Genomic DNA, 18815 nt, shown 5'->3' with positions numbered 1-18815 from the left:
TGAGGCAAGTAATTTGCCGGGGAGGCAGGCTTCTGGCTGAATCGTCAGCATGAGCCCTGCCTCCCCGGAGGGTACTCCGGAACCGCCGGAGCTGCCCGCCGTCGCACCCCAGTTGCGCGCCCTGCGCCGCCGCGCCTCCCTCACCCTGGAGGCCGCCGCCCGCTCCGCCGGTCTGTCCCCGGCCCATCTGTCCCGTCTGGAGACCGGGCAGCGCCAGCCCTCGCTGCCGATGCTGCTCGGGCTCGCCCGGATCTACGGCACCACGGTCTCCGAACTGCTCGGCGAGACCCCGGCCGACCGCGACGCCGTCGTCCGGTCCGCCGCCATGGAGCCCACCGAGGCCGGCGGCTGGACCTACTTCCAGGCCGGTTCGCCCGGCCGCGCCATGCAGTCGCTGCGCGTCCACGTCCCGTACGGCACCCAGGGCGACATCGTGCGGGTGCACCCGGGGGAGGAGTGGCTGTACGTCCTGGAGGGGCGGCTCACCCTGCGCCTGGGCGACACCTCGTACCGGCTGGAGCCGGGCGACAGCGCCCACTTCGACTCGCTCACCCCGCACCGGATCGCCGCGGCGGACCGGTCCGGGGCCGAGCTGCTCTTCGTCCACACCCTGCTGCAGAGTCCGACCGCCGCCCTGTGCCTCGGCCCGGCGTCGGCTCCGATCCGAGAGGTCTGAGAGGCCCGACATGAGTGACGCGACCGAGCCCACCGACGCCCCGAAGCCCGCCGCCCGCAACATCGAGGACAAGATGCCGCGCGGCATCCTGGTGCGCGTTCTCCTCTACGTCTTCGCGGGACACGCCTTCGCCGCGTTCATCTACCTGCTCTTCACCCTGGGCGCGAACCGGTAGGCGCACCCGCGGCCGTCAGTCGAGCAGGCGCTCCCGCAGCCGGTCGCGGTCGGCCGCGGTGAGGCCGAGACCCTCCGCGAAGTAGCGCTCCGTGCCGCCCCAGTGCTGCTCGATGGTCTCGAAGGCCGCGCGCAGGTACTCGGCGCGGGCGTCGAACAGCGGGCTGAGCAGCTCCATGACCTCGGGGGAGTAGGCGTCCGGGGAGGTGGAGCTGCGGTGCACCTTGTAGCGGCGGTGCTTCGCGTTCGACTCCAGGTAGTCCGCCTCGATGGCCTCGCGCTCGACGCCGACCGCGAGCAGCGTCACGGCGATCGACAGTCCGGCGCGGTCCTTGCCCGCCGCGCAGTGCATCAGCGCGGGCACGCTGTCCTCGGCTACGGCGCGCAGCACGCGGCCGTGCTCGGCGGTGCGGTCGGTGATGATCGACCGGTACGAATTGATCATGCGGTCCGCGGCGCGGCCCCCGGAGAGCAGCGCGCGCAGCTGGTCCATGTCGCCGTCGCGGACCATCTTCCAGAACTCGGAGCCGTCCGCCGGGTCCGACAGTGGCAGGTTCACATTGCGCACGCCGGGCAGCGCGACGTCGGCGCCCTCCAGCTTCTGGTCCGCCGCGTTGCGGAAGTCGAAGATCGTGTGCAGGCCGAGCCCGGAGAGGAACGCCGCGTCCTCGGCCGTGGCGTGGGCGAGGTGACCGGAGCGGAAGAGCACGCCGGGGCGCACGCGCCGGCCGTCCACGGTGGGGAGGCCGCCCACGTCGCGGAAGTTGCGCACTCCGGTCAGCTCGGGCTCGGTGGACGGGGCGTGCTGCGTCACGGGTGCTCCTCCCGGTCGGGTCACCGGCGCTGCTCGCCGGCGGGCGCGCTCCCGACGATACGACATGGATTCAGAGGGCAACCATGTGTCCGTTTTGGCCTATTCATCATTAACTGTCCATAGATTTACGGACGTTGTCACCCGTCGCGTGAGCAGCGTCATATCCGTGACGGTCCGTGGTGGATCTTCCGGACGGCTTTCCCGGGAATTCCTTACGGTAAGGCGCCGGTAAAGCGGGCGAGGTAGACGCAGGGTGACACAGTAAAGGCGTGAACGATCAAGAAAAGGCAGGCCAGGGGGAATTCGGAACTTGTCGCTTCGTTTCTTGCTGCCCTACGGTCACGCTCATTCCGGTCGGAACGCCTAGTCCTGCCGCCGGCCGGATTCCTCACTACGACCCGTGACGGCAGGAGCGGGGGACCCACAGGCAAGAACGCCGCCCGGGAATTCCCCACAGCGGCTCGGGGTGAAGTCGTGTCCCTGTCAGGAATGGCGAGGGCGCGGCCGGACATCTCCCGTCCGAACCCGACAGCTCACCTCGCAGGCGACGGAGAGGAAATCCGCCATGCCCGCACAGGGTAAGCACCGCCGCCAGAAGTCCCACCGCCTCGGCCGCGCCGCCGCCGTCGTCACCGTCGGTGGCGCCGCGCTCGCGCTGCCGCTGATCGGCGCCACCGGTGCGCAGGCCGCCACCGCCCAGACCTACACGGTCAAGGCCGGCGACACGCTCTCCAAGATCGCCAAGGCGGAGAACGTCGAGGGCGGCTGGAAGAAGCTCTACGCGGACAACAAGTCCGTGATCGGCTCCGACGCCGGCCTGATCAAGCCCGGCGAGAAGCTCACCCTCGGCGGCGCCGCGAAGACCACGGCCACCCAGGCGAGCACCTCCACCGCCGCCTACGTGAAGCCGGTCGACGCGCCCGAGGGCACGCCGTACCACCAGAACGGCAGCATGTGGTCCAGCGGCTACCACACCGGCACCGACTTCGTCGTGCCCACCGGTACCCCGATCAAGGCCATCGCTGCGGGCACCGTCGTCTCCGCCGGCAACGGCGGCGCGTACGGCAACCAGGTCGTCATCCAGCACGCCGACGGCCACTACTCGCAGTACGCCCACCTGTCCCAGCTCGGCGTCTCGGCCGGCCAGGCCGTCTCCGCCGGCACGCAGATCGGCCTCTCCGGCGCGACCGGCAACGTGACCGGCCCGCACCTGCACTTCGAGATCCGCACCACCCCGGACTACGGCTCGGACGTCGACCCGGTCGCGTACCTGCGCGCGCACGGCGTCTCCATCTGACCCCACGCGTGATCCACACTCGGCGCCCGGATATTCCCCGGGCGCCGAGTGCTGTATCTCACCACTCGTCAACCCCTGGCTACGGTCGCGTAGGTCACAGGTCAGGGTGAAGGATGTGTGGTCGTGGCAAACGAATCGAGATCACTCAGCGGCGGCACGATTCGGTCCTATGTGGCGGTGGGGGACAGCTTCACCGAAGGCGTCGGGGACCCCGGACCCGACGGCAGCTTCGTGGGCTGGGCCGACCGGCTCGCCGTCCTCCTCGACGACCGGGTCCCCGAGGACACGTTCCAGTACGCGAACCTGGCCGTACGCGGCAAGCTCATCGACCAGATCGTCGAGCACCAGGTGCCGAAGGCCCTGGAGCTCGCCCCCGACCTGGTGAGCCTGGTCGCCGGCGGCAACGACATCATCCGCCCCGGCACCGACCCGGACGACGTGGCCGAGCGCTTCGAGAAGGCCGTGGCCCGGCTCTCCGAGGCCGCCGGGACCGTCCTCGTCGCCACGGGCTTCGACACCCGCGACGTCACGGTCCTCAAGCATCTGCGCGGCAAGATCGCCACGTACAACATGCACGTGCGCGCCATCGCCGACCGGTACGGCTGCCCGGTGCTCGACCTGTGGTCCCTGCGCTCCGTCCAGGACCGCCGGGCCTGGGACGACGACCGGCTGCACCTCTCGCCCGAGGGGCACACCCGGGTCGCCCTGCGCGCCGGACAGGTCCTCGGCGTGGACGTGCCCGCCGACCCGGAGCAGGCGTGGCCCCCACTGCCGCCGCGCGGCACCTTCGAGGTGCGGCGCGACGACATCCACTGGGCCCGCGAGTTCCTCGTGCCCTGGATCGGCCGCCGCCTGCGCGGCGAGTCCTCCGGCGACCGCGTGGAGGCCAAGGGCATCCTCGACCCGCACACCATCAAGGCCCACCTGGAGTCCGCCTCCTGAGTGACGATCCCGGCACCCGCGCCCGCGGGTGCCGGGATCCGCCTCTCAGGCTCAGGCGCGGGTCAACTCGGCCCGGTCGAGCCCCAGTTCACGGGCCAGCGCCTCGTCCGCCCACTCCTGCGTCCGGGCCCGGGACACCGCCGTGTCGTACGCCGTCATCTGCACGGCCAGACCGTCGAGCAGCGCCGTCACGCGCAGAGCCGACGCCATCGGGTCGGCGCACGTGAACTCGCCCGCCGCGACCCCCTCCGAGATCACCTCGGCCAGCGCGGCCTTCCAGCGGCGGTCCAGATCCCGGGTGACCTCCCGCAGCGCGTCCTCGCGCAGAGCCGCCGCCCAGCCCTCGATCCACAGCCGCCAGCCCTTGGCCTGCCCCGTCGGCCCGTACCAGCGCACCGCCGCCCGCAGCCGCTTGAGGGCGCTCGTGCGGCGGCCCAGCAGCTTGCGCAGATGCGCGAGGTCGCCCTCGGCGGCGTAGGTGAACGCCGCCGCGACGAGCTTCTCCTTCGTCGAGAAGTGGTACAGCACCAGCGCGTTGCTCACGCCGAGCGCCGAGGCCACGTCGGCGATGCGCACGGCGGCGACCCCGCGCGCCTCGATCTGCTCGATGGCGGCCCGCAGCAGCTCTTCGCGCCGCTCGGCCACGCTCAACCGGACTCTGGTCACCCGGTCACCCTAGTTGCCGTCGCGGCGAAGCGGCATCCGGGATCGCGTCGGGCCGGTGCGCGGGGCGGGGTCCGGCGCCACGTGCGCGGTCGCGTTCCCAACCGCTTCGTGCACGGCTCTTGACACCTTCTCGTGGCGCGCGCCACAGTCCACCTACCCGCTCTCTACTGACTGGCCATTCAGTCAATAGCCGGTCCCCGAGAAGCACCCGCGGTCTCCCCGGCCGCCCGCACCGCCGTCCCCGACCGAGCAGTCCTGTCGTCGCCAGGAGCCCTCAGTGACCCAAGCGCCGCCCGTTCCCACGCCCCCGCCCGCCCCGGACACCCCCGACCTCTCCGAGGGCTGGGGCGAGCAGCGTTCCCGGCTGCGCAAGGATCTGCGCCGCCTGGACGTGCTGTTCTTCCTCATCTGCACCCTCGTCGGACTCGACACGATCGGCTCCGTCGCCGCCCAGGGCCCGCAGGGCATCACCTGGATGGCGATCCTCGCCCTCGTGTTCTTCCTGCCCTACGGCCTGCTCGTCGCCGAACTCGGCTCGGCGTTCCCCGTGCAGGGCGGCCCCTACGTCTGGACCCGGCTGGCCTTCGGCCGGCTCGTCGCCGGCGTCAACCAGCTCCTGTACTGGATCTCCAACCCGGTCTGGGTGGGCGGCAGCCTGTGCATCATCGCCCTCACCACCTGGGAGGAGTTCTTCACCCCGCTGCCCGGCTTCTGGAAGTACGCGGCGGGCCTGATCTTCATCTGGGGCGGCGCCCTCGCCGTCGTGCAGTCCGTCCGCATCGGCAAGTGGGTGCCCATCGCGGGCGCCGTCGCCCGCATCGTGCTCCTCGGCTTCTTCCTCGTCTCCGTGGTGATCTTCGCCCTGGAGCACGGGGTGCACGCGCTGCCCGCGGGCGAGTTCGTCCCCACGTACGCCGGGTTCGTCGCGCTGGTCCCCGTCCTCATCTTCAACTACGTCGGCTTCGAACTGCCCAGCTCCGCCGCCGAGGAGATGAAGAACCCCCGCCGCGACATCCCGCTGTCGATCCTGCGCTCCGGCCTCGCCGCCGTGCTCCTCTACGGCGGCCCGATCCTCGGCATCCTGTTCGTCCTGCCCGGCAAGGAGATCGGCAGCCTCGGCGGCTTCATCGACGCCTGCAAGGCCGTCTTCACCGTCTACGGCGGCTCCATCGCGGCCGACGGCACCGTCACCCTCACCGGTCTCGGCTCCCTGTTCGGCGCGGTCGCCGCGGCCGGCCTCATCATCGGCCTGCTCACCTCCGGTGTCACCTGGGCCATGGGCGCCCACCGCGCCCAGGCCGTGGCCTGCGCGGACGGCGCCGGCCCCGCCTGGATCGGCCACATCTCCGAGAAGCACGGCACACCGGTACGGGTCAACATCCTGTCCGCCGTGCTCGCCTCGATCCTGTTCGTCGTCGCCCTGAACCTGACCGACGGGAACGGGGAGAAGTACTTCGCGGCCGGCCTGGGCCTGACGATCTGCACGACCTTCATCTCGTACGTCGTCATCTTCCCCAGCCTCGTCGTGCTGCGCCGCAAGTACCCGAACCAGCCCCGGCCCTACGCCGTACCGGGTGGCCGCCTGGGCACCTGGATCGTCGCCGCACTGGCCACCGGCCTGGTCGCCTTCACCGTGGTCGTGCTGATCTGGCCCGGCTTCGGCGTCGGCTGGTTCGGCACGGACGGCAACGCGGCCGACTCGCTGCCCGCGTCCTTCGCGGGCCAGCGCGCGGAGTACACCCTGAGCCAGGTCCTCCCGCTGCTCCTGTTCGTCGGCATCGGCCTCCTCTTCTACGCGTCGGGCCGCAAGGCGCGGGCGGCGCAGCGGGCCCGTGGGGTGTCGGACCGCGAGGACGTCCTGACCGGCGAGTGACGAGACGCGCCGCCCGCGTACAGAGGATCCCGCCCGGCTCCGGCCGTGCGGGATCCCTCGTGCGTCACGGGGCGTCTCGCCGGGTGGGGGCTGTGTCGGTGTGCGGCTTTGCCGCGGGGGGATGCTGCCGGTCGGGCGGTCGGCCGCCGCTCTCGTCGTGGCCGGCCGCGCTCCGCGGCTGAGCCGCTCACGACACAGCCCTACGCCCCTGGAATGCGGACCCTTCGGGTCGCATTCCCCGCGATGAAGGCCGAGCAGCGTCTGCTGCTCGGCCTGTTCGCCTCGTGTGGTGCGCCATCCGCCGCCGGGCGTGGCAGGCCGGGCTAGGGAGTGCCCCCATAAGGGGCGCGGGGCTGTGTCGATGTGAGGCTCCGGCGCGCGGGCGCGACCAGCTCCCACGGCGGACCACCCGGGGAGGACGCTCGGCGTCCACGGCGTCTACGGCGTCTACGGCGGTTCGCCGGCCGGGCCGGGGCACAGGGGAAAGGCCCCGCCGGGCCATGGCCGGGCGGGACCTTCATGCGCTGCGGTTCATCTCATCGCACCGGAGTGCTCCCCACGTCCAGGACGGCGTGCGCGTCCAGGGCCAGGGCGCCGCCCGGGTGCACCAGGAGCGGGTTGACCTCCAGTTCGGCCAGCTCCGGGTGGTCGGCCGCCGCCTGGGCAACGGCGCACACCGCCGCCGCTGCCGCCTCCAGGTGGACGCCGGGCGCGCCCCGCCACCCGGTCAGCAGCGGGGCCCGCCGCAGCCCGAGCAGCAGCTCACGCGCGCGTGCGGGCGTGAGCGGGGCCAGGGCCGAGGCCGTGTCGGCGTCGAGTTCGGCGGTGACACCGCCGGCGCCGACCACGACGACCGGGCCGAACGCCGCGTCCCGCCGCACCCCGACGATCAGCTCGTGCGCGTACGGCGGAGTGGCCATCGCCTCGACCGCGTACCGCGCCGCCCCCGTCGCCTCCCGCATCCGCGCGAACGCGCCCCGCAGCGCGGCCTCGTCGGCGAGGCCCAGGGCCACACCGCCCGCCTCCGTCTTGTGCGCGAGCCCCATCGCCTTGAGCACCAAGGGGTACCCCGTGCGCTCCGCGGCGCGCACGGCCGCGTCGGCGTCCTCCACGAAGGAGGCGACCGGGAACGACACCCCGTAGGAGGCGAGTAGTTCCCGCACGTGCTCGTAGCCGCCGTCGTCGAGCGGGTACGCGGCGGAGGCCGTGGGTGTGTCCTTCGGCGCGTCGGGGCCGCGCGCGGCCAGCAGGGCCGCGCCGGAAAGGGCGGTCACGGCCTGTTCGACGCGCTCGTAGACGGGCACGCCGCGCTCGCGCAGCACGGCGAGGGCCGCCGTGTCCCGGGCCATCGTGTGGACGATCAGGTCCCGGCCCGCCGAGGCCGCCGCGTCGGCCAGGGCGTGGGCGACCTCGCACTCGCGGGCGGCCTGCGCCGGGTTGGCCGACGCGTAGTCGCCGAAGTAGCCGGTCAGGACGACCGCATCGGCGTCACCACCACGCAGCAGGGCGTCCGCCACGCGCGCGTAGTTGCCCAGGTCGGCCTCGCCGGCACCGGCCAGGTCGACGGGATTGTCGCGGCCCGCGCCCGGCGGGAGCGCGTCGTCCAGGGCCGCGATCGTCTCCGCGGACAGGCCCGGCACTTCCAGGCCGGCGGCGGCGAACGCGTCGGCGGCCAGCGCGCCTTGGCCACCGCTGTCGCCGACGACCGCGACCCGGCGCGGCGGAACCGGACGCCCCGTAGCCGCCCCGCCCGTGCGGAGGGCACGCGCCATCAGATACACGGCTGTGTCGACGAGTTCGCCCGCCGACGACAGCAACAGGGCGCCCGCGTCCCGGCATATGGAGGCGACGGTCGCGTACGGGCTGACGAGGGCGCCGGTGTGCGAGGCCGCCGCACGTCCGGAGGCCGCACTGCGCCCCACGGTCAGGAGTAGCACCGGCTTTCCGGCCTCGTGCGCGGCGGAGAGCACGCGCGCGAGCCGCCGGCCGTCCCGGAAGTCCTCCACGTACGCGGCGATCGCGCGCGTGGGCGCGTGCCCGATCAGGGATTCCAGGGCGTCGGCCGCGTCGATGTCCCGCTGGTTGCCCAGCGACACGAAGCGGGAGAACCCCTGCCCCGCGCGCGCGAGCTGCCGGCCGATCTCCAGGGCGAGGTTCCCGCTCTGCGACACCAGGCCGAGCCCGCCCGAAGGGAAGTCGCCCCAGCTCAGCCGCAGCCGACTGGTCGTGTCGACGACGCCCATGCAGTTGGGGCCGAGCAGCCGGGCGCCGTGCGAGGTGATCAGCTCCGCGAGCGCCCGCTCCTCGGCGGCGCCCGCACCGCCCGACGTGATGACGGTGAAGCACCGGGCCCCGGCCGCGAGCCCCTCGGAGACGACGGACCGCACGTGCGGCGGCGGCACCGCCACGACCACGTGCTCCGGCGGCGCCGGCAGCGCCGCCAGATCGGGCAGGAACCGAGCGCCGTCCAACTGGCCGCCCCTGCGGTTGACCAGATGGACGGCGCGCCGGTCACGGCCGCTCAGCGCCCCGGAGGCCAGCCAGTAGCCCCACTTCTCCGGGTTGTCGGACGCGCCGACGACCGCGACCGAGGCCGGGTCGTACAGCGCGTCCAGATTCGCCGGCGCCGGGCCGGTCACCTGTACCACCCGAACCGCTCCGCGATGACGGGCAGCCGGTCGGCCACGATGGCGTGCGCGGCGGCGCGCGGCGTCGTGCCGTCGGCCTCCGCGCGGGCCAGCATCTGGTCGATGAGCGCCCGCATGGAGCGGCGGATGTACGCGAAGGCCTCGTCGGCGTCCGCGCCGATGTCACCGAACAGCGTCCACCACCACCAGGCGTTCGTCCCCGAGTTGACCACCACGTCCGGCAGCACGGTGATGCCGCGCCGCGCGAGCAGCTCCTCCGCGTCGGCCAGCACCGGCATGTTGGCCGCCTCGACGATCCAACGCGCGGTCACCCGCTCCTGGTTCCCGGCGTCGACCGCGTACGACACGGCGGCCGGCACCAGCACGTCCGCGTCGGCCGACAGCCAGGCGTCGCCGGGCAGTTCACGGTCCTCGGGGCGCAGCGCCGCGCGGTCCACGGTGCCGTACGCGTCCCGCGCGGCGAGCAGCGCCTCGACGTCGAGCCCCGCCTCGTTGACGATCGTGCCCTTGAGGTCCGCGACAGCCACGATCAGCAGCCCCGCGCGGGCCAGGAAGCGGGCCGTGGCGCCGCCCATCGTGCCGAAGCCCTGGAGCGAGACCCGGGTGCCCGCGTACGGCACCCCGGCCCGGTCGAGAGCCACCAGCACGGACTCGGCGACACCGCAGCCGCCCACCAGCTCGTCCAGGCCGATCCCGTCGACCTCGACGGCGAACGCGTCCGCGAGGCGCGCGCGGGCGCTCGCCTCGTCGTCGAGCAGCGGATACACGGCCTGGATCGACGAGACGAGCCCCGCCTCCTCCGCCGCCCGGTCCACCAGGTCCTGCGTCAGGCCGAGGTCCTCGCCGGTCGTCCAGAACGACTCGACGTACGGGCGCATCGCCCGCAGGTAGCGCACCAGAACGCCGTACGCCTCGGGGTCGCGCGGGTCGCAGTCGATACCGCCCTTGGCGCCGCCGAGCGGGATGTAGCGGCCCTGCGGGTTGTAGTGCAGCGCCTCCTTCATCGTCATGCCGCGCGCGAGGCCCGCGACCTCCTCCAGGGTGCAGCCCGCGCGCATGCGCAGGCCGCCGCTGGAGACACCGCGGACGAGACGGTCCACGACCAGGTGGCCGGTGCGGCCCGTGACGTGGTCGGTCCAGGTCAACTGGATCAGCGGGGGCGTGGGCGTGGTCATGCGGTCTCCTCGGGAACGGTGATGAGGGTGGGGCCCGGCACGGTCAGGGCGTGGTCCAGGAGGCGGGCCAGCTCTTCGGGGGAGCGGGCCGTGGCGCCGTGGCCTCCGTAGGCGCGGGCGAGCGCGGGCAGGTCCACGCGCGCGTGGTCGACGGCGAGCGCAGTGTCGCCGCGGGCGTTCATCTCGTCGCGGATCTCGCCGTAGCCCGCGTTGTCGAACACGACGACGGGCAGCGGCTGCCCCGACTGGGCCGCCGTGGCCAGCTCCTGGACGCTGAACTGCAGGCCGCCGTCGCCGCTGAGGGCCACGACCTGGCGCTCAGGGCGCGCGGTCTTGGCGCCGATCGCGGCGGGCAGGGCGTAGCCGAGGGTGCCGAACCCGGTCGGGTGGAGATAGCGGGCCCGCGCGCCGAGGCGCAGATGCGGCAGCGCCCCGTAGTAGCAGCACTGGGCGCTGTCGGAGGTCACGATCGCGTCCGGGGCGAGGACGGTGCCGATCGCGTCCAGGTAGGGGCGCCACAGGGCGTCACGCGCGCGGGTCTCGTCGTCGCGGGCCGTGCGCAGGGCGGCCGGGGTGTCGGCCGACTGCGCTTCGGCGGGGGTGCGCCGTGCGGGGCCTTCGAGCGCGTCCAACAGGCCGCTCAGGGCCACTTCCGCGTCGCCCACCAGGGGGACGTCCGCCGGATGGTCGCCGTACATCTGCGCCGGATCGACGTCGACCCGGATCAACGCGCCCTGCAGCGGCGGCAGTTCTGTCCACAGGTCGGCCTCGGCCAGCTCCGTGCCGACGGCCAGGACCACGTCGCGCGACGCCAGCCACTTCTGCACGGCGGGGCTGTGCAGCGAGACGCCGAGCGACAGCGGATGCCGTTCGTCGACGATCGCCTTGCCGTTCGCCGTCGTCGCCACCGGCGCGCCGAGCCGCTCCGCGAGGGCCAGGCACAGGTCGGCGGCTCCGCGCGCGCCGCCGCCCAGCACCAGCGCCGGACGCTCGGCCGACGCCAGGAGCGAGGCGGCCGACGCGAGCGCGGACGCGTCCGGGGCGGGCGGCGCCGCCGGGGGCGCCAGGAGCCGCGGCCCGGCGGGCTCCAGCGCGCCCAGCAGGTCCAGGGGCACCTCGATGTGCACGGGGCGCGGCCGGCCCGTGCGGAAGAGTGTGAACGCCCGCGCCACGGCCGCCCCGATCTCGGCCACCGACGTCACCCGGTGGCTGAACGCGGCGACCCCGCGCAGCGCGTCGGTCTGACTGCGCATCTCGTGCAGCAGGCCGGTGGCGCGGCTCGGATGGCGCAGCGGCATCCCCGGCGACACGACGAGCAGCGGCACGCTGTCCGAGTAGGCCTGGCCCACGGCCGCCGCGATGTTGAGCAGCGCGGGTCCCGTCGTGGTGATCGCGACGCCCGGGGTGCCCGTCACGCGCGCGTAGGCGTCCGCCGCGTAGCCCGCGCCCTGTTCGTGACGCGGGGCGACATGGGCGATCCCGTGGGCGGTCAGATGCCGGTAGATCTCCAGGTTGTGGGTGCCCGGGATGCCGAAGGCGTGCGTGACCCCGTGCGCGGCGAGGGCGCGGACGACCGCCTCGCCGCCGGTGAGGTGCTCTGGCCCGGCCGTCACAGCGACCTCGAGATGACCAGGCGCATGATGTCCGAGGTGCCTTCCTCGATCTCCTCCAGCTTGGCGTCGCGCATCCACTGCTCGACGGGGTACTCGCGCGAGTAGCCCCAGCCGCCCAGCGTCTGCACGGCCGCCCACGTGCAGTACGCGGCCGTCTCCGACGCGGTGAGCTTCGCCATGGCGGCCTCCGCCGTGGCGTCCAGACCGGCGTCGATCCGGCGGGCCGCGCGCCAGGTCATCAGACGCGACTGCTCGATGCGGGTGCGCATGTCGGCGAGGCGGAACGCGACCGCCTGGTGCTCGACGATCGGCTTGCCGAACTGCACGCGCGTGCGCGCATAGTCGCGCGCGTACTCATAGGCGGCCCGGGCCACACCGGTGGCCGCCGCGCCCAGCACGGTGCGCGAGATGTCGAAGGTACGCATCAGGCCGACGAAGCCCTCGCCCTCCGCGCCGAGCCGCTGCTCCTCGGGGACGAAGACGTCGGTCAGGAAGACCTCGCGGCACACGATCGCGCGCTGGCCCATCTTGCGCATCGGCTCGCCGAAGCCGATCCCGGGGGTGTCCTTGCGCAGCAGGAAGGCGCTCACCCCGCGCGAGCGCAGCGTGGGGTCGGTCTTCGCGAACACCACGTAGAAGTCGGCCTCGCCGGCGTTCGAGATCCACGCCTTCTGGCCGTTCAGCACATAGCCGCCCTCGGTGCGGGCGGCCGTCGTCGTGATGGACGCGGCGTCGGAGCCCGAGCCCGGCTCGGTCGTCGCCAGGGAGGTCATGGGGGTGTCCGGACCTGCCAGCGGCGTCAGCCAGGCCCGCTTCTGCTCCTCGGTGCCCAGCTCCAGGACCGGGTCGGCGAAGAAGCCGTTGGAGCAGAGCAGATTGCCGATGCCGAGGTCGCCGACGCACAGCTCCTCCTGGACGAGGCACTGCGTGAAGACGTCGGTGAAGCCGCCGCCCCCGTACTCCTCGGGAAGCATGAACCCGGTGATGCCGACCTTGGCGGCCTTGTGCCACAGGTCCCAGGGCGTCTCCACGTCCGCCTCGTCCACGGCCCGCGCGCGCGGGCGGATCTCCTCGGTCGCGAAGGTCCGGGCGAGATCGACCACGGCGAGTTGTTCGGGGCTGAGCGGGACCAGTTCGGTGGGGAGCTCCGACACGATGCCTCCAAGGGGACTGCCAAGCGGCTCTACTGAATCGTGAGTCAGTATCTGGAGCCTCGGAGAGCGCTGTCAATGGACCGGATACTGAATGATGGATCAGTTCGTGAGGGCGGGGCCGGAGCGGGTGCGGGGGTGGGGTCGGCAGGAACGCACGGGTGGGGCCGGAGCGGGCGCCGGGCCTACGGACGCAAGGGCCCCGGCGCGTTGTCGGCGGGGCCGCACATAATGGGAGCCTGATCGATCGTCGGGAGGCGCCGTGTCACGTTCGCTGAGTTCCGGACTGCGCTCGCTGCAGCCCGCATCCTTCGGTGCCGAGCCCGCCGGGGCCCGCCTGGACCGCATCCGCAGGTCGCCGAACTTCTCGGACGGCTCGTTCCGCAATCCGGAGGGCGCCCGGACCCGCCCCGAAGGCTCCATGGTCGAGTTCGCGAAGGTCTACTTCCGCAAGGAGGAGCGCCTGCGCCGCGCCCCCTCCGGCACCGTCCCGGTGCACGCCACGACCCTCGCCGACCTGTCCAAGCCGCCCACCACCGGGCTGCGGATCACCTGGATGGGGCACTCCAGCGCGCTCGCCGAGATCGACGGCGCGCGCGTGCTGTTCGACCCCGTCTGGGGCGAGCGCTGCTCCCCGTTCCCCTTCGCCGGGCCCAAGCGGCTGCACCCCGTGCCGCTGCCGCTTGCCGCGCTCGGCCCGGTCGACGTGGTAGTGATCTCGCACGACCACTACGACCACCTGGACATGCCGACCATCAAGGCGCTGGCCGACACCGACACCGTGTTCGCCGTGCCGCTCGGCGTCGGCGCGCACCTGGAGCACTGGGGTGTGCCCGCCGACCGGCTGCGCGAGCTGGACTGGCACGAGTCGACCGAGGTCGCGGGGGTGACCCTCACCGCGACGCCCGCCCGCCACTTCTGCGGTCGCGGCCTGCGCAACGCGCAGCACACCCTGTGGGCCTCCTGGGTCGCCGCGGGCCCCGACCACCGCGTCTACCACAGCGGGGACACCGGGTACTTCCGAGGCTTCCAGGACATCGGCGCCGAGCACGGCCCGTTCGACGTGACGATGATCCAGATCGGCGCATATTCCACGTGGTGGCCGGACATCCACATGACCCCCGAGGAGGGCCTGCGAGCCCACCTCGACCTCCAGGGCGGGCCGGTCTCCGGGCCCATGCTGCCGATCCACTGGGCGACGTTCAACCTGGCCCCGCACGCCTGGACCGAGCCCGGCGAGGGCACGGTCACGGCGGCCCGCCGCGCCGCGGCCCGCATCGCGCTCCCGCGCCCCGGCGAGCCCTTCGAGCCCGCGGCGCGGGCCCTGCCGACGGAGCAGTGGTGGCGCCCGGTGGCGACGATCCCGCAGGGCGGCTGGCCGGTCCCGCCGGCGGGACCGAAGACGGGCACGGACGATACGGAGGTGGCGGTGGCGGGGTACTGAGGCGAGGCCCGTCGCGAGCGGAATGCCCGCCGGGGGAGCAGGACGCGAGCGGATCGCGTCGCGGACGAGGGGCGCGCATGACGGACGACCACGTGACGATCAAGCTCACGGCTGACGAGGCACTGGTGCTGTCGCACTGGCTGGAGAAGCTCCAGATGACCGATCTCAGCCGGGTGGTCGACGACCCGGCGGTCTGGGCACCCATCCACCGGATCGCCGGCACGCTGGACAAGACCCTCCCCGCACTGTTCGCACCCGACTACGCCCAGCGACTCGAAGCCGCCCGCGCCCGACTCCGCCCGGAGGACTGACCGGACGGCTCCGTCTCCGGGCCGTTCCGTCGTCGCCCCGAGCGATCGGCCGAGTCGGCGCCACCTACGCCTCTCGGCGCTTTGCTGCAGCCCCTGAAGGGGGGCGTCGCGGATCTCCGCAGGGCGAGGTCCCATCGAGCGGGTCACTCGCCCGCACTCGACCCCTCCGCCCGCACCCCCCGTGGCGACGCGTTCCACCAGCGGCGTGCCGCGCGGGACAGGGCCGACTGTTCGGCGAAGCCCAGGAGGGCGGCGATCTGGCCGATCGGGAGGGTCGTGGTCAGGAGGAGGCGGCGGGCCGTGTGGCGGCGGACGTCGTCCAGCAGTGCGCCGAAGGTCGTGCCCTCCGCCTCCAGGTGCCGTTGGAGCGTGCGCGGGTGCAGGGCGAGGAGCGAGGCCACCGTGCGCGTCGACGCCGAGCCCGTGGCCAGGGACTCCTGGATGGCCGCTCGCACCCGCGCCGTCACCGTGTCCGTCACGCCCCGCGCCTGCTCGTCGAGGTAGGCGAGCGCGAGCCGGCGCAGGTTCTCGTTGACCCGGCCGATCGGGCGGTGAAGCAGCGTGCGCGGCAAGCGCAGCGCGGCGTACCCCTGGACCCGACCGATGTGCACCGGCGCCCCGAAGAACGCCTCGTGCGCGGAGAGCGGCGCGGCCGGGCGGTACGGCAGCTCCACCCCGCGCAGCCCGTACGGCCCGCCGCACAGGAAACCGATCGTGCGGTGCACGAAGCCGAGCCCGCAGTCCGTGCCCTGCACCGGCCCCGCCGAGGTCGCGGGCCCGTACAACAGCGCGCCCGTGCCGGGCTCGCCGGCCGGGTCGTCCCCGAGCGTGAGCGTCAGGGACCGGCTGTGCACGAAGAGGTAGCGGGACGTGCACTCCAGGGCGTCGCCGAGCGTCGGCGAGTGCTGCAGCGCCACCGCGAGCGAACCCAGCATCGAGAGGTCCTGCCGCGTCGCCATCCGCAGCCCCAGATCCGGGCAGCGCAGCTCGTACGCGGCGACCTCCAGTGCCGTCGCCACCGCCTGCTCCGGGATCAGCTCGTCGTCGCTGTCCAGGGCCGACACGTCGAGTCCGGCGGCCCGTGCGAACCGGGCCCCGTCACCGCCCAGCTCACCCACCGTCGACCGGAATCCACGCAGCGCCGCCGACCTGATGTACATCGGAGCCCCCTGTTCCCCGCCGGGCCGTGTCGCCCTCGGGTAAATCTATGTCGCCCTCGGGCAAGAAAAGGAGGCGCCCGCATCGGACACTGAGTGCCATGTCCCTCACACCGCTCTCCCCGGCCCAGGGCGCGGACGCCGCGCCGCAGGACACGTCCGCCGCCGCCCCGACCGAGCACGTGAACATCGTGATCGTGGGCGCGGGCCTGTCCGGCGTGGGCGCGGCCCACCGGATCCAGACGGCCCGCCCCGGTGCCACGTACACCGTGCTCGAAGCGCGTGAGGACCTCGGCGGCACCTGGGACCTGTTCCGCTATCCCGGCGTCCGCTCCGACTCCGACATGTACACCCTCGGCTACCCCTTCCGGCCCTGGCGCGACGGGAAGTCGCTCGCGGACGGCGCCTCGATCCTGCGCTACATCCGGGAGACCGCCGAAGCCTTCGGCATCGACCGGCGCATCCGCTACTCCAGCAGGGTCGTCGGCGCCGACTTCAGCACCGCGACCAGCCGCTGGACACTCACCGTCGAGAACCCCCGCGACGGCACCCGCACGACCCTGAGCTGCGACTTCCTCTACTCCTGCGGTGGCTACTACGACTACGAGCACCCGCACGCGCCCGTGTTCGAGGGCGCCGAGGACTTCCGCGGACAGGTCGTGCATCCGCAGTTCTGGCCCGAGGACCTCGACCACGGCGGCAAGCGGGTCGTCGTCGTGGGCTCCGGGGCCACGGCCGTCACCCTCGTGCCCTCCCTGCTCGAAGACACCACGGGGCGGCAGGACGGGCGCAGCGGCAAGGCCGCCGCCCACGTCACCATGCTCCAGCGCAGCCCCACCTGGATCGGATCCGTGCCGCAGCGCGACAAGCTCGCCGACCGCGCCCGCTCGGTGCTGCCCGAAGGCCTGGCCCACCGCGCCGTGCGCGCCAAGAACATCGCCTTCACCACGGCCTTCTACCAGTACTGCCGGCGCCGCCCCGAGTCCGCCCGCAAGATCCTCGGACGGCTCGCCACCAAGGGCGTCGGCGACGCCGGACTCGTCGCTGAGCACTTCACCCCGGCGTACGACCCCTGGGACCAGCGGCTGTGCGCCGTCCCGGACGGCGACCTCTTCAAGGCCGTACGCGCCGGCACCGCGCGCGTGGTCACCGACCACATCGACCGCTTCGTGCCCGAGGGCGTCCGGCTGCGCTCCGGCGAGGTGCTCCCCGCCGACATCGTGGTCACCGCCACGGGCCTGCGACTGCTGCCCTTCGGCGGTATCCGGCCACGCGTCGACGGGGAGGAGGCCGACCTCTCCGAACGCTTCATCTGGCAGGGCGCCATGATCAGCGGCATCCCCAACTTCGCCGTCTGCGTCGGCTACACGAACGCCTCCTGGACCCTGCGCGCCGACCTCACCCACCGCCTCGTCTGCAAGGTGCTGACCTGGATGGACCGCGAGGGCCACCCCGCCGTCGCACCCCGCCCCGACCGCGCGCTCACCCCGCGCCCCCTCCTCGATCTGGCCTCCGGCTACATCCAGCGCGCCGCCGGATCCTTCCCGCACCAGGGCGACCGCAGCCCGTGGCGGATGCGGCAGAACTACGTGCTCGACGCCCTCACCACGCTGCGCACCGACCTCGGCCGCAGCCTCAAGCCCGTCACGGCACCGGACACGGCCGACAGCGGCGCCGCCGACTGGCAGCCCGACCTGCTCGGCGAGGGCTACGCGCAGCGCGTCATCGACCTGGGCCCCGACCCCGACGGCGAGGGCGAGGCCCGCGCCGTCCTCGTCCGCCGTATCGTCCGCCCCGACGAGCCGGTCACCGGCGCCGTCCTCTACGTGCACGGCTTCTCCGACTACTTCTTCCAGACCGAGCTGGCCGACTTCTTCGCCGCGCGCGGACTCGCCTTCTACGGCCTGGACCTGCGCAAGTGCGGACGCGCCCGGCGCCCGGGCCAGACCGCCCACTACGTGTCCGACCTCGCCCTGTACGACGCCGAGCTGGACCAGGCCCTCGAACTGATCGCCGAAGAGCACCCGGACCTGCCCGTCGTGCTCGCCGCCCACTCCACCGGCGGCCTCGTGGCGCCGCTCTACCTGGACCGGCGCCGCCGCGCCGGGCGCCCGAGCGCGGTGAGCGGCCTGGTGCTCAACAGCCCCTGGTTCGACCTCCAGGGCAAGCCGTTCATGCGCGGGCCCCTCACCTGGGCCCTGCGCGCCCTCGCGCGCGTGCGCCCCTTCCAGGCGCTGAACCTCCCGGGCGGGGTCTACGGCCGCACCCTGCACACCAGCGGCACCGGCGAATGGGAGTACGACGTCGACCTCAAGCCGCTCGACGGATTCCCCGTCACCATCGGCTGGCTCAACGCCGTGCGCCGCGGACACGCCGCCCTGCACCAGGGGGTCGACGTCGGTGTCCCGTCCCTCGTCCTGCGCTCCGACAAGACGCACTACTCGCTGCGCTACAGCGAGCGCAGCGACCGGGCGGACACCGTCCTCGACGTCCGGCAGATCGCCCGCTGGACGGCGGCCGGCCTCGGCGGCGACACCTCCGACGTCCCCGTCACCGACGCCCGGCACGACGTCTTCCTCTCCCTGCCCGGCGTGCGCCGGAGCGCGTACGAACACCTCGACACCTGGCTGCGCCTGCACCATCACACCCCCACCACCGACTGACCCCTGACCCACCCCGCCCGCGCCCCGCCGTGCACCCTTGGGTTCTACTGAACGTCGCAACACCCGATCTTCGGGAACGCGATGAACTTGAGGAAGACGGCACCGGGCCGCCCCCTGGTCGAGGAGCGACGGAAGTTCCTTGAACTCGTTAGCCAGGGGGTGAGCATCAGAGAAGCTAGTCGGATCATCGGCATCAATCGCCGAACCGGCC

General features: G+C 73.2%; 15 protein-coding genes and 1 riboswitch. Of the genes, 8 read left to right on the top strand and 7 right to left on the bottom strand.

All coding sequences use genetic code 11. The annotated features are described in order from the left end of the window. Positions 1–49 precede the first annotated feature (49 nt). Both ACZ4E1_RS37825 and ACZ4E1_RS37820 read left to right on the top strand, forming a co-directional pair. Positions 50–676 carry a helix-turn-helix domain-containing protein gene (locus tag ACZ4E1_RS37825; protein WP_467548195.1) on the top strand — a complete coding sequence of 209 codons (627 nt, stop codon included), beginning with the start codon at positions 50–52 and terminating at the stop codon, positions 674–676. A gap of 10 nt (positions 677–686) precedes the next feature. Further along, positions 687–851 (top strand): DUF6126 family protein, encoded by a 165-nt coding sequence (locus ACZ4E1_RS37820; RefSeq protein WP_467548193.1) that lies wholly within the window; start codon positions 687–689, stop codon positions 849–851. A 15-nt stretch (positions 852–866) separates the two neighbouring features. On the opposite strand, the gene ACZ4E1_RS37815 is transcribed toward ACZ4E1_RS37820, so the two are convergent. Further along, complete coding sequence (locus tag ACZ4E1_RS37815) at positions 867–1664, bottom strand: tyrosine-protein phosphatase (RefSeq protein WP_467548191.1); 798 nt, start codon at positions 1662–1664, stop codon at positions 867–869. A gap of 367 nt (positions 1665–2031) precedes the next feature. Next, positions 2032–2224: riboswitch (cyclic di-AMP (ydaO/yuaA leader) on the top strand. Between the two features lie 5 nt (positions 2225–2229). Between ACZ4E1_RS37815 and ACZ4E1_RS37810 the strand changes: the two genes are divergently transcribed. Together ACZ4E1_RS37810 and ACZ4E1_RS37805 are read left to right on the top strand one after the other, a co-directional pair. Then, the gene (locus ACZ4E1_RS37810) at positions 2230–2961 is read left to right on the top strand and encodes a M23 family metallopeptidase (protein WP_467548189.1); all 732 of its coding nucleotides are present in this window, start codon (positions 2230–2232) and stop codon (positions 2959–2961) included. A 123-nt stretch (positions 2962–3084) separates the two neighbouring features. Then, on the top strand, positions 3085–3903 hold the full coding sequence (locus ACZ4E1_RS37805) for an SGNH/GDSL hydrolase family protein (RefSeq protein ID WP_467548187.1): 819 nt from the start codon (positions 3085–3087) through the stop codon (positions 3901–3903). Positions 3904–3954: 51 nt separating this feature from the next. On the opposite strand, the gene ACZ4E1_RS37800 is transcribed toward ACZ4E1_RS37805, so the two are convergent. After that, on the bottom strand, positions 3955–4569 hold the full coding sequence (locus tag ACZ4E1_RS37800; RefSeq protein ID WP_467548185.1) for a TetR/AcrR family transcriptional regulator: 615 nt from the start codon (positions 4567–4569) through the stop codon (positions 3955–3957). Between the two features lie 277 nt (positions 4570–4846). Between ACZ4E1_RS37800 and ACZ4E1_RS37795 the strand changes: the two genes are divergently transcribed. After that, positions 4847–6442: an APC family permease gene (locus ACZ4E1_RS37795; RefSeq protein ID WP_467548183.1), complete on the top strand. Its 1596-nt coding sequence runs from the start codon at positions 4847–4849 to the stop codon at positions 6440–6442. A 536-nt stretch (positions 6443–6978) separates the two neighbouring features. Here ACZ4E1_RS37795 and ACZ4E1_RS37790 read toward each other — a convergent pair. From ACZ4E1_RS37790 to ACZ4E1_RS37775, 4 genes are read right to left on the bottom strand one after another with little or no spacing between them, the layout of a single operon-like run. Further along, a complete protein-coding gene (locus ACZ4E1_RS37790; RefSeq protein ID WP_467548181.1) occupies positions 6979–9081 on the bottom strand; it encodes an acetate--CoA ligase family protein in 2103 nt (700 codons plus the stop codon). Then, the gene (locus ACZ4E1_RS37785) at positions 9078–10265 is read right to left on the bottom strand and encodes a glutamate dehydrogenase (RefSeq protein ID WP_467548179.1); all 1188 of its coding nucleotides are present in this window, start codon (positions 10263–10265) and stop codon (positions 9078–9080) included. Before ACZ4E1_RS37785 ends, ACZ4E1_RS37790 begins: the two co-directional genes overlap by 4 nt. Next, on the bottom strand, positions 10262–11878 hold the full coding sequence (locus ACZ4E1_RS37780) for a 5-guanidino-2-oxopentanoate decarboxylase (RefSeq protein WP_467548177.1): 1617 nt from the start codon (positions 11876–11878) through the stop codon (positions 10262–10264). The genes ACZ4E1_RS37785 and ACZ4E1_RS37780 overlap by 4 nt, the downstream gene beginning before the upstream one ends. Continuing rightward, positions 11875–13032, bottom strand: coding sequence for an acyl-CoA dehydrogenase family protein (locus tag ACZ4E1_RS37775; protein ID WP_467548175.1), 1158 nt, complete (start codon positions 13030–13032; stop codon positions 11875–11877). Before ACZ4E1_RS37775 ends, ACZ4E1_RS37780 begins: the two co-directional genes overlap by 4 nt. A 259-nt stretch (positions 13033–13291) precedes the next feature. On the opposite strand from ACZ4E1_RS37775, the gene ACZ4E1_RS37770 reads away from it, so the two are divergent. Further along, positions 13292–14473: an MBL fold metallo-hydrolase gene (locus ACZ4E1_RS37770; protein WP_467548173.1), complete on the top strand. Its 1182-nt coding sequence runs from the start codon at positions 13292–13294 to the stop codon at positions 14471–14473. A gap of 77 nt (positions 14474–14550) precedes the next feature. Beyond that, positions 14551–14784: a hypothetical protein gene (locus ACZ4E1_RS37765; RefSeq protein WP_467548171.1), complete on the top strand. Its 234-nt coding sequence runs from the start codon at positions 14551–14553 to the stop codon at positions 14782–14784. 143 nt (positions 14785–14927) lie between these two features. Here ACZ4E1_RS37765 and ACZ4E1_RS37760 read toward each other — a convergent pair whose 3' ends face one another. After that, positions 14928–15944 (bottom strand): AraC family transcriptional regulator, encoded by a 1017-nt coding sequence (locus ACZ4E1_RS37760; protein WP_467548169.1) that lies wholly within the window; start codon positions 15942–15944, stop codon positions 14928–14930. Between the two features lie 98 nt (positions 15945–16042). Here ACZ4E1_RS37760 and ACZ4E1_RS37755 point away from each other — a divergent pair, with 98 nt between their 5' ends. Further along, a complete protein-coding gene (locus tag ACZ4E1_RS37755) occupies positions 16043–18604 on the top strand; it encodes an alpha/beta fold hydrolase (RefSeq protein ID WP_467548167.1) in 2562 nt (853 codons plus the stop codon). Positions 18605–18815 lie beyond the last annotated feature (211 nt).

It is taken from the genome of Streptomyces sp. NPDC025806, from assembly GCF_055558275.1.
This window is presented reverse-complemented; position numbering and strand designations above follow the sequence as displayed.

Coding starts and splice junctions, on each gene's coding strand:
- ACZ4E1_RS37825 (WP_467548195.1), top strand. CDS start 50: ATGAGCCCTGCCTCCCCGGAGGGTACTCCGGAACCGCCGGAGCTGCCC.
- ACZ4E1_RS37820 (WP_467548193.1), top strand. CDS start 687: ATGAGTGACGCGACCGAGCCCACCGACGCCCCGAAGCCCGCCGCCCGC.
- ACZ4E1_RS37810 (WP_467548189.1), top strand. CDS start 2,230: ATGCCCGCACAGGGTAAGCACCGCCGCCAGAAGTCCCACCGCCTCGGC.
- ACZ4E1_RS37785 (WP_467548179.1), bottom strand. CDS start 10,265: ATGACCACGCCCACGCCCCCGCTGATCCAGTTGACCTGGACCGACCAC.
- ACZ4E1_RS37765 (WP_467548171.1), top strand. CDS start 14,551: ATGACGGACGACCACGTGACGATCAAGCTCACGGCTGACGAGGCACTG.
- ACZ4E1_RS37760 (WP_467548169.1), bottom strand. CDS start 15,944: ATGTACATCAGGTCGGCGGCGCTGCGTGGATTCCGGTCGACGGTGGGT.
- ACZ4E1_RS37755 (WP_467548167.1), top strand. CDS start 16,043: ATGTCCCTCACACCGCTCTCCCCGGCCCAGGGCGCGGACGCCGCGCCG.